The organism is Oceanobacillus bengalensis (genome assembly GCF_003628445.1).
Lineage (GTDB): Bacteria > Bacillota > Bacilli > Bacillales > Amphibacillaceae > Oceanobacillus > Oceanobacillus bengalensis.
In genome coordinates, this window is the sequence record NZ_RBZO01000025.1 from 50,619 (window position 1) to 61,114 (window position 10,496).

Annotated in this window: 12 protein-coding genes; all 12 read right to left on the minus strand. The window is 35.9% G+C overall.

The window, feature by feature from the left end:
* Window positions 1–17: 17 nt before the first annotated feature.
* The 12 genes from aroA to D8M05_RS14840 all read right to left on the minus strand — a co-directional run bounded on the left by aroA (window position 18) and on the right by D8M05_RS14840 (window position 10,049).
* Window positions 18–1,313, minus strand: a complete 1,296-nt coding sequence (gene aroA, locus D8M05_RS14785; RefSeq protein ID WP_121133126.1) for a 3-phosphoshikimate 1-carboxyvinyltransferase — start codon at window positions 1,311–1,313, stop codon at window positions 18–20.
* Window positions 1,314–1,336: 23 nt separating this feature from the next.
* Entirely contained in the window at window positions 1,337–2,434 is a 1,098-nt protein-coding gene (locus tag D8M05_RS14790) for a prephenate dehydrogenase (RefSeq protein WP_121133128.1), read from the minus strand.
* On the minus strand, window positions 2,431–2,805 hold the full coding sequence (aroH, locus tag D8M05_RS14795; protein WP_121133130.1) for a chorismate mutase: 375 nt from the start codon (window positions 2,803–2,805) through the stop codon (window positions 2,431–2,433). Before aroH ends, D8M05_RS14790 begins: the two co-directional genes overlap by 4 nt.
* Entirely contained in the window at window positions 2,802–3,884 is a 1,083-nt protein-coding gene (aroB, locus tag D8M05_RS14800) for a 3-dehydroquinate synthase (RefSeq protein ID WP_342772267.1), read from the minus strand. The genes aroH and aroB overlap by 4 nt, the downstream gene beginning before the upstream one ends.
* On the minus strand, window positions 3,884–5,053 hold the full coding sequence (gene aroC, locus D8M05_RS14805; RefSeq protein ID WP_121133132.1) for a chorismate synthase: 1,170 nt from the start codon (window positions 5,051–5,053) through the stop codon (window positions 3,884–3,886). Before aroC ends, aroB begins: the two co-directional genes overlap by 1 nt.
* A gap of 228 nt (window positions 5,054–5,281) precedes the next feature.
* On the minus strand, window positions 5,282–6,055 hold the full coding sequence (locus D8M05_RS14810) for a CheR family methyltransferase (protein ID WP_121133134.1): 774 nt from the start codon (window positions 6,053–6,055) through the stop codon (window positions 5,282–5,284).
* Between the two features lie 194 nt (window positions 6,056–6,249).
* On the minus strand, window positions 6,250–6,696 hold the full coding sequence (ndk, locus tag D8M05_RS14815) for a nucleoside-diphosphate kinase (protein ID WP_121133136.1): 447 nt from the start codon (window positions 6,694–6,696) through the stop codon (window positions 6,250–6,252).
* A gap of 116 nt (window positions 6,697–6,812) precedes the next feature.
* Window positions 6,813–7,784: a heptaprenyl diphosphate synthase component II gene (hepT, locus tag D8M05_RS14820; RefSeq protein WP_121133138.1), complete on the minus strand. Its 972-nt coding sequence runs from the start codon at window positions 7,782–7,784 to the stop codon at window positions 6,813–6,815.
* Between the two features lie 57 nt (window positions 7,785–7,841).
* Complete coding sequence (locus D8M05_RS14825; RefSeq protein WP_121133140.1) at window positions 7,842–8,549, minus strand: demethylmenaquinone methyltransferase; 708 nt, start codon at window positions 8,547–8,549, stop codon at window positions 7,842–7,844.
* A 3-nt stretch (window positions 8,550–8,552) separates the two neighbouring features.
* Window positions 8,553–9,356 (minus strand): heptaprenyl diphosphate synthase component 1, encoded by an 804-nt coding sequence (locus D8M05_RS14830; RefSeq protein ID WP_121133142.1) that lies wholly within the window; start codon window positions 9,354–9,356, stop codon window positions 8,553–8,555.
* A 95-nt stretch (window positions 9,357–9,451) separates the two neighbouring features.
* A complete protein-coding gene (gene mtrB / locus D8M05_RS14835; RefSeq protein WP_121133144.1) occupies window positions 9,452–9,676 on the minus strand; it encodes a trp RNA-binding attenuation protein MtrB in 225 nt (74 codons plus the stop codon).
* Window positions 9,677–9,776: 100 nt separating this feature from the next.
* A complete protein-coding gene (locus tag D8M05_RS14840; protein WP_121133146.1) occupies window positions 9,777–10,049 on the minus strand; it encodes an HU family DNA-binding protein in 273 nt (90 codons plus the stop codon).
* Between the last annotated feature and the right edge of the window lie 447 nt (window positions 10,050–10,496).

Here is a 10,496-nt window from a genome sequence, read left to right on the forward strand (position 1 = left end):
AAAAGAAAGAACCAACATTACGAAGGTTCTTTCACATTGTTTAAATCGGTAAAGAAGCTCGGATAGGATACGGCAATGGAAGAAATATCGTCAATCGTAACTTCCTCACTTGCAAGGAGTGATGCAATAACTCCCATCATTGCAATTCGATGGTCATTATAAGAGGATATCTCGCCACCTTTTAATGCTGTTTTACCCTTAATAATCATTCCATCTTCTGTAGCCTCAATATTTGCACCTAAAGTAGATAAAACGGCGACAACAGCATTTATTCGGTCCGTTTCCTTCACACGAAGTTCCGCTGCATCTCTTATTATTGTTTTTCCTTCTGCTTGGGTAGCAAGTAATGCAATAATCGGTATTTCATCAATTAACCTAGGAATAATATCCCCTTCAATAACGAGACCCTTTAGGTTTGATGAAGCAATAACAACATCACCAACCAATTCACCACTAATGAAACGTTCATTTTCAATTTTAATTGAAGCATTCATAGCTTTTAATACGTCGATTATACCAGTTCTTGTTGGATTTAACCCTGTATTTTTTAATGTAAGTACGCTCCCTGACACCAATGCACCAGCAGCAAGAAAAAAAGCTGCAGAAGAAATGTCTCCAGGTACATGTACGTCCGTTGCCACTAAGTCCTTCTTACCCGTAATCGTTGTTGTTAGGCCATTTCTAACAATATCTGCGCCAAAAGCTTCGAGCATATTTTCAGTATGGTCTCTCGTTTGCGTTTGTTCCGTTACATTCGTTTCCCCTTCAGCTAGTAAACCAGCTAAGATGACTGCCGATTTCACTTGGGCGCTCTTTATAGGCAACCTATATTCGATACCTGATAACTTTTTACCGCGAATAGCTAGAGGGAGATTGTTTCCATCTTTCCTCCCATTAATACTTGCTCCCATTTCTTTCAATGGGTTTACGACACGGTCCATTGGCCTATTTGTTAGGGAAGAGTCACCATATATACTTGTAAAAAAGGGAAATCCCGCTAATAATCCTAGCATTAATCTTGTAGTTGTACCAGAATTCCCGAAAAACAACGGTTCTGTTGGTTCTATAAGCGCCTTTACACCCTTCCCCTGTATCGTGAGTGTTGAGTCCTTTTTATCGATCGACACCCCCATTGAACGAAAAGCGTGAATGGTACGCATGCAGTCCTCACCATCTAAAAAGTTTGTTATCTTTGATGTTCCATTAGCGATGGAACCAAAAATAACAGCACGATGAGAGATGGATTTGTCACCTGGAACTTCAATTTCTCCTGTTAAGGCCTTATCAAATGGCTGTAATGTTACTTGGCTCAACTATTAACACCCCTTATTCCTAATTAGTCTTGAATCATTGCATCATATCCATGATTTATCAATACTTCTAAGCCTTTTTCTTGGGTATTTTGTGTATAAAAGCTCAGTCGCAAAACACCAGTAATTCCTTCTCTAATTTCAAGTATTTCGATATTTTTAATACTTATATTTTTGTTCGCTAATAATAGCACAACCGATGCTAAGGCACCTGGTTGATCGGTAATATCTACATATAAGTCATAAAAAGCTGGAATGGCACCTTTTTCTTTTTCCGGTATACCATCACGATATTGCTTGGCCATCTGTAAATAATCAATTATTTTAGTTTTTTCGTTGTTGTCTATCCGTTCTTTTATATCGATCATTTCAGTAATCCATTCCTCTAATAGCCTAGATAACTTGGTACGATTATGATAGAAAATATCTTGCCATAATTCTGGGTTACTCGACGCAATTCTTGTAATATCCCGAAACCCACCAGCCGCAAGATTCGGCAAAAAGGGATGCTTATTTTGCCATTTTTTTGCTTGATGTACAAGTGATGAAGCGATTAAATGCGGAAAATGTGAAACTACTCCTGTCATTTCGTCATGCTCTTCAGGTTGTAAAATGAGAAATTTACTTTTTGTGTTCATCAGTAATTCTTGCATTGCTTCCACTTTCTTAGGTGTACTTCTGTAGGAAGGTGATAACACGTAAATTGCATTCTCAAATAAATGGGATTTTGCTGCTTCAATCCCCTTTTTATGCGACCCTGCCATCGGATGACCACCAATAAAAGTTATTCGTTCATTCGTAAGTTCTCCCGCAGCCTTCATAATTGTACCTTTTACAGAGGATACATCTGAAACAATTACTTCCTTTGTAAGGGAAGTGTTGTTAAGTTTAGCTAATAATCGAATGGTTTCAGAGATAGGAGCAGCTAATATAATGTAATCAGCCATTAACACAGCTTCATCAAATGTACAAGCTTCATGAATAATTTTGTTTGACTGTGCATACTCAAGCGTTTCTTGGTTCACATCGGCTCCGATCACATAATTTTGCTGCGATAACATCAGGCTTTTCGCAATTGAACCACCAATTAAGCCTAGACCAGCAATTAAAATTGTACGTTTCACTCGGTATCATCCTTTATTAAATCCGGCCTGAGTTTAATTGCCTCATTTTGGAATACATGAACAATTTCCGTCTGCGCTACATCCGTATTGGTAACCATCATAATGCGAATACATTTTGCTAACCCATTCGGTACATCAATTTCTGCCATACACATAACAGGAACATGTTTCCACCCGGAAATTTCCCTTAGAGCTTTAGCAGGGAAGGTTGCATTTAAATCTCTAGTAACCGAAATGAATACATGGGATACAGCTGATGCATCAATGCTATTTTTTTCTATCATTTCTTCCACTAAAATTCTCGTACGGTCAACAATTTCCTTTTCTTCATTATGTATTGCTGTAGTTGCACCTCTAACGCCACGTGTCATTGATTCACCAACTTCCTTATAAATGATACTAAGTATGCTTTCATTGACAGATCATCAATTTCTTTTGTGGTTGGTTTTCCAATTTCTTTTAGAAGAACCATTTGTATCTTCTTATTTACTGTTTTCTTATCAGATTTCATCTTGCTTATTAAAGAGTCCACATTCCATGCATGTAGTGATGTAGGATAACCATTATCCGATAGCCATGTATAAAGTTCTTGAAATGGAAGTGGATGTTGAAACACATCTTCACTAACGTGTAAGGAAAATAATAAGCCAATAGCTACCGCTTCACCATGTGTCAAAGCTCCATAGCCCAGTTCTGATTCAAGCGCGTGCGCTAGGGTATGTCCTAAATTTAAATATTTTCGGATACCTGATTCCTTTTCATCCGCCTCAACAATGTTAGCCTTTACGTTTATTCCATATGCAAGATGTTCCTGTAGTTGCTCATTAGAAACGGAGCATATATTCGTCATTAATAACGTATTAAACATCGATTCGTCGGCAATTAATGCCTCCTTGACAATTTCTGCATAACCTGAACGAACTTCCCGCTCACCCAATGATTTTAATGTATCAATGTCATAGATTACAGCAACTGGTGGATAGAAGCTCCCAATTAAATTTTTACCAAGCTCATGGTTAATCGCTACTTTTCCACCAACACTACTGTCATGCGCTAGAATGGTTGTTGGAATTTGGATGTAATCAATCCCTCGCATAAAAGTGGCTGCAATAAATCCAGCCAAATCACCCACAACACCACCACCGAGAGCAATAATAAGTGAGTTGCGATCCAATCCATTGGTAATGGCTTCAGTCTGCAATTTGTAAAAAGACTCGATACTTTTTGATTGTTCCCCATGGGGAATAATAGATTCATATACCTTTTTACTGGAAAAGTTTCCTATTATATCAGCTAAGTATAATGCTGCTACTTTTTCATCTGTGATAACAAAAACAGATGAATAATCCTTGGATAAAAAATCGGAAAGAGCAAAACGAATTTGCTCTCCTAGTATAATTTTATACGAATTTGAACTTGAATGTATTACCATTTCTTTCGTTTCTTCCACTAAAACCACCTAATTTCTTCACGATAATCATCAATAGCTTGTTTTAGTTTCGGAAATTGATCGCTTGGAAATTGCTCTGTTATAGCTTTTGCTAATTCAAATGCAACAACATGTTCCATAACTACAGAAGCAGCTGGTACTGCACATGGATCAGAACGCTCGACAGTTGCTGTAAAAGGCTCTTTCGTTTCAATGTCAACACTTTGTAGTGGTTTTTTCATCAATGTAGGAATTGGTTTCATTACTCCTTTCACTACAATAGGCATCCCAGTTGTCATACCGCCTTCAAATCCACCTAATCGATTCGATGTACGGTAATAACCTCTTTCCTCATTCCAAGAAATTTCATCATGAACTTCGCTACCGTTTATTCGAGCAGCCTCAAAACCGATACCAAATTCAACACCTTTGAACGCATTGATGCTCACGACTGAACTTGCAATCCTTGCATCTAATTTACGGTCATAATGAACGTATGATCCAACACCAGCAGGCATTCCTTCAACATACACTTCACAGACTCCTCCAAGAGTATCTCCTTCAGCTTTCGCTTTATCAATTGCATCAATCATCGGTTGTTCCACGTCTTTATCAAGGACCATTACAGGTGATTTCTCAGAAGTTTTTAAACGCTCTTCCATTGAGATCCCCTCAATTTCTTTCGCACGAATTCCTCCAATTTCTTTCACATATCCACAGACTTCGATACCAAGTTGTTTCAATAATGTTTTAGCAACAGCTCCAGCTGCAACTCTTGCGGCTGTTTCTCTTGCAGATGAACGTTCTAGAACATTTCGCATGTCGCGATGTCCATATTTTAATGCTCCATTCAAATCCGCATGTCCTGGCCTTGGATTTGAGACAATTCGTCGGATTTTAGCATCTTCTTCGAGAGGATCTTCTCCCATTATGTCTGTCCAATGTTTGAAATCATCATTACTAATAACAAGTGAAATCGGAGAACCTAATGTATAACCGTGCCTTATACCACTTGTCACTTCGACGAGGTCTTTTTCGATTTGCTGACGCTTTCCACGACCGTGTCCTCCTTGTCTACGTAACAAAGATTGATTTATGTCTTCTTTTAAAATTGGTAATTGAGCCGGAATCCCCTCAATGATTGTCGTAAGTTGCTTTCCATGAGACTCTCCAGCAGTTAAGTAGCGCATTTATTATTCTCCTTTAAAAGAATTTTTAGAAAGATGAAGATATATGTACCTAAAATAATTGCTTTTAGCAGAAAATCAGCCATATATATCATTGCTCATAGACAATTCCTTTCTAGTCTATATCGGAACTTTTCTATAATACGGAAGATTTTCTAACTACTATAGCATATCTTTTGTGCATTGTGGGAATAATCATATGAAAAATATATTCTTCTAAAAATTATGGTATTAATCTTTCTGATAAAAGAAAGTATCGATGAGTTTAAAGCTATATTTATTAGGATTAAAGATTTGCTCTGTACTTCCAACAAATAATACGCCACCTAGTTTAAGTGCATTACTGAAATTTTGGTAGATTGTGTCCTTCGCTTCATCAGTAAAATAAATCAAGACATTACGGCAAACAATTAAATCAATATTATCGGGATATTTATCGGCTAGCAAATTATGTTTCTTAAAGGTGATAAGTTGTTTCAGCGAAGGATCAACTCTATATCCATTTCCATCTTTTGTAAAATACTTATTCAAGTAAGGCTTCGGTAAATCCTTTAATGCCTGCTCTTCATATTTTCCCTCTTTCGCTTTGGAGAGTACGTTTTCATCGAGGTCCGTTGCTAAGATAGTAGCATTTATATTAGGAAAGCGTTCTTTTAACATAATTGCAAGGCTATAAGGCTCATCTCCAGTTGAACATGCGGCACTCCATATCTTTAAAGTACCCCCATTTCTTATTAGTAGTGGAAAGATAGTATTTTGTAGTACTTCCCACCTTTTAGGGTTACGGTAGAACTCTGAAACGTTAATCGTCAGTCTATCAATGAATTCTTCTAATAGATCGTTTTCCTGAATTAATGCGTTGTAATAGGAGGTAAAACTATTAAAGCCTCTTTTATCCCTCAATGTCGTTATCCTTCGCTTCATTTGTGTTTCTTTGTATAAACTAAGATCGATGCCGACTTTTCTGTTGATTTTTTCTATAAAGCTGTAGTATTCATCTTTCATTCTGTTTCGTCTCCCCAGTATTTTTAGGCTCTTTTGTATTGATTGCTGTTCTTGATATAAAATACTACGTTAAGAGAAACAATGCGGGTTGCAAGGCAGCGAAGAAGTTTCTCAAAGTAGTAGCCTTACTACATCGTCTCACCTAGGCTATTTTTTTTAAAAAACCCCCGTTACAATAACGGAGGTTCGATTGATTAATATATCCAAGAACTATCTTGTTTTTCGTATGACAGAATCTCATTCTTACTGAAAAATAGATTAACTTCTCTTTCAGCACTTTCAAGAGAATCAGAACCATGAATCACATTCTTACCTACCGTTAATCCAAAGTCACCTCTAATTGTACCAGGTGTTGCTTCAGCAGGGTTTGTCTTCCCCATCATATTACGTGCAGTACTGATCACGTTCTCACCTTCCCAAACCATAGCAAATACTGGTCCAGAAGTAATGAAATCTACTAATTCACCGAAAAAAGGTCTGTCCTTGTGTTCACCGTAATGTTGCTTCGCTAACTCATCTGAAATATTCATCAGCTTTGCCCCCGCTAGCTTGAAGCCCTTTGTTTCGAAACGGCTTACAATTTCACCGATTAAATTTCTTTGTACCCCATCAGGTTTTACCATTAAAAATGTTTTCTCCATTTCAACTCCACCTCATTATGTATGTATACTAGTCTAGCCCCTAAAATTTTACCAAATATTTTAGAAAATAACAATATATTTATCTTTCAATTATGACCGTAATCAATAAAGATTCATTAGGAACGTCGTTTACCTATAAATTTTGCGATGTCTTCTAACGTTTTCCTTGCTTTACCATTCGGAAGTGTTTCTAAGGTAGATAGACCTTTTTGTAAATATTGATTACTTAAGTGATAAGACTTTTTAATTGCATTCGTATTATTTAATTCATCTATTAAGGCTGATAGTTCCGCACTAGTTACGTGTTCAGGATGTTGAAATGTAGTTTTTAATAATTGGTTAAACGCAGGAACTTGCATCCCATAAAGCACGGGAAGCGTAATATTACCTTGTAGTAAATCATTCCCAGCAGGCTTTCCTAGTTCTTTTGATGATGAGGTGAAATCTAATATGTCATCAATGATTTGATAGGACATTCCAATATAATAGCCATATTTAAAAAGCTTATTAGCATCTTTTTCTGATAATCCAGCTACTACACCACCAAGCTGACAACTTGTTGCAATAAGTAATGCTGTTTTACGTTTTATTCGGCGTAGGTAATCTCTAAATGTTTGATCCCATTTAAATTTGTACTCGATTTGTTCAATTTCACCAACGCAGACTTCAACAAGTGTCTTCGATAAGATGTGATGGACATTCTTATCATTAATTGTAGTAATTTCCTCTAATGCACGCGCAAGAATATAATCCCCTGTATACATTGCAACACGATTGCCATAACGTTGTTTAACGGTAGGCTTTCCTCTACGTAGCTCAGCTTCATCAATTACGTCATCATGAACGAGTGTCGCCATATGTATTAATTCTAAAGAAACAGCAATCTTCTTAATTGTTTCAATGTGATACTCACCCAACATTCCAGAGAGCAATACAAAGACAGGGCGAATACGTTTTCCCCCAGCATTTAATAATTCAGATGATGCCGCTCGTAAGACCGGATGTTCCGCTTCGATTGCTTCATGCAATGACTTCTCTATTAAATCTAAATCTTTTTTTAAAAATCCATACGTTTTTGGAAGTTTCATGTGTTTCACCTTTAATTCACTTTAAGTTACACATTCCAAATGTGTAAAAATGTGTGTCTATTTTTTATATCCCATATGCATTGCTGCAACTCCACCTGTATAAGCATTCACTTCGACACTCGCAAAACCAGCATCTAAAAACATTTGCTTTAATTTCATTTTATCAGGGAAGTTTCGGGTAGATTCATTTAACCATGCGTATTCTTTATAACTTTTTGCAAATATCCTTCCAAATAAAGGCATTATAAAACGGAAATAAAAAAAGTACAATTGCTGAAAACCAATCATCGTTGGCTGTGACGTTTCTAAGCAAACGACTCTACCACCTGGTTTTACAACTCGATACATTTCTTTTAGTACGGTCATATAATCAGGGACATTACGCAAACCAAAACCTATCGTTACATAGTCGAATGTATTGTCATCAAACGGTAGCTTCATTGCGTTTCCTTGTACAAACTCCAGATTACGATAATGCACATTTCGTTGTTTATCTTTCGCAACAGATAGCATATTATGGCTGAAATCGAGACCAATGACATCCCCATTATTCCCTACTGCTCCAGCTAATGCAAATGACCAATCTCCCGTGCCACAACATACATCTAAAGCCTTTGAACCTTTTTGTACATTCATCTGCTTCATAACATCTTTTCTCCAAATCTTATGCATCTGGAAAGATATAACAGAATTCATGGAATCATAATTTTTGTATATTTTTTCGAATACGTGGTGTACTCTTTCTTCTTTGGATTGTTCTTGCATCGTTTACCCTTCCTCCACAATAGACGTATTATTATTTATGTCACTCAACCTAATTATAAGATAATCTTTAAAAGTTGCTTGTAATGCAGGAGTTTTTTCAATTAATTCATTTAAGGCAAGGGTTTTGTTTCTAATTATTGTTTCTAATTGTTTAATAAAAATAAAATAACTACTATATTTTTCTGTCCATGTATTTACAAATTGTGACTCACGATGTTCTTCTACGTTTTTTTTCTCATGGATTAATCGTTCAATGATGATCCATTCACTGGAAATAGCGTTTAGTGAATCATCCTTTAAATGCTCAGCTATGTGGTGAATAAGTAGAAATTCGGTTGTTTTCATTGTGTTAATATATTCCTCAATGGAATCACTATCATTCTTCATGTAGTATAATTTCATTTTACTTTCATTAATTTCTTTGATAGCTGTAGAAAGGAGTTGAATCATTTCAAGGTCTTCTATTTCTGCTAGTAATAAATAATATAAACTACTATAGTAGTCTCCAGCTAATACTCTTAATTGATTTGAAACTTTTTCATCTTTCGTTATTTCTGAATGAAAGTGTAACGGGACCTCTTGATGGGTATCAAGCGCCACCTGAACAAGTACACAGGCTAGTATATAACGTTCCTTTACTTGCGCAGAAAGTGATGAACGGTTAATGAGTAATGATAATACCAATAGTTTCTCATCATTAATGATGGGATTACCGATAAATTTTTCTATGTATTTATGTCGTAAATTCTCTTCTATTATTTTCTTTATCGTTTGTAATTCTATGTTAGATGTGTTCAAAGAAATCACCTAATGCCTTTCTCTCCCTAAGTAAAGCGCTCTAGTTATTATAGCATATTTCTAACTTGAACCAAACGATAGTTTTTATTGGTAAAAACGTATGATTAATCTGCATTTATTTCACCATTGCTCGTTTGAATTTCAGCTTTTCCTCTTACCTTAACAGCTGATGTGTGTTCTGTAAATTGGGCAATCATTACTTCGCCTTTATCTAGTTTTTCGGCATGATGGAATTTTGTATCTGTCCCTCTCGTTAATCCCATTACTTGTACACCATCTTCTAACGCTTTAATTACAAAGAAATCCGAATTATAATTCGCGTCCTTCATTTTAACACCTACTTATCTTTTTTTAAAACAATATGTACCTTAACTAAAGTAAAAAGGGTACGCGTTTAAACGTACCCTTCCTCTTTGCCCTATGTATTCATTATTTAACAATATCTTTAAGGGCTTTACCTGGTTTGAAAGCTGGAACCTTACTTGCTGGGATTTCGATTTCTTCACCAGTTTGTGGATTACGACCTTTACGTGCTGAACGATCACGTACTTCAAAGTTACCAAATCCGATTAATTGTACTTTTTCACCATTTTTAAGTGAATCCATGACAGATTCAAAAACTGCATCAACAGCTTTTGTTGCATCTTTCTTAGAAAGTTCACTTTTTTCAGCTACAGCATTAATTAAGTCTGTTTTGTTCATGACATTCACCTCCTCCCGATTTACTAACTACCATAGAGTCAGAACAAAATAATTATCTACAATCATTTGTTCACTATTTTGCTCACTTTTATACGTCATATCATTTCAGTATGAATTGATGACAAGGCTTATAATAACTGACTTCCTAAGAAAATTCAACAATTAGTACCCAAATCTTTATTAATTATTACCAAAAATGATGAAGATAGTATAAAAAGGGACATTTTTTTTCAAAGGAAAAAATTTATTCTATGTAGTCCCCTAATTACAATAATCTATTTTTTTCCATATGTAAAGCAATTTCTATCTTCTATCTCGTTACAATGATAAAGTAGGGAAACCATTCTCATGGCTTCCCCCTTATCAAACCGTACGTGCCCTATTAAGGCATACGGCTTACCCATATGTTACAATGATTATCAAGAGGATGCGTTCCAGGCATTTTGC